Source organism: Mangrovimonas sp. TPBH4 (assembly GCF_001280505.1).
Classification (GTDB): Bacteria; Bacteroidota; Bacteroidia; order Flavobacteriales; family Flavobacteriaceae; genus Mangrovimonas_A.
The window spans coordinates 1-270 of record NZ_LBIO01000047.1 but is presented as its reverse complement, the minus strand read 5'-3'; the positions used below and the strand labels follow the sequence as shown (position 1 = coordinate 270).

The window sequence follows — 270 nt, the reverse complement described above, 5'->3', positions numbered from 1 at the left end:
GTGATGCTGCCCAGGGCAACCCACTCGGCAAATGCCTGGTCGATGGAAGCCTGGTCGGAACAGGCTGCCATTGTATAATCATCTGGCGCGTTGAAGGAAACCTCTGGTGCAGGCTCTACCGTAAAGGTCGAACTCAGCAATAACGGTGCCCCACAGTCGCTGGTAGCTGTCCAGATAACTTCCGTTGAACCACCACAGGCATCAGGTGCCCCCGGATTGGTCACTTCAACCATCAGGTTACAGCCACCCGTGATGCTGCCCAGGGCAACC

1 protein-coding gene is annotated in these 270 nt (G+C 57.0%); it reads right to left on the bottom strand.

From position 1 onward, the window contains the following. The coding region (locus ZA05_RS18345; RefSeq protein WP_197276072.1) for a hypothetical protein at nt 1-270 on the bottom strand (270 nt) is incomplete at both ends.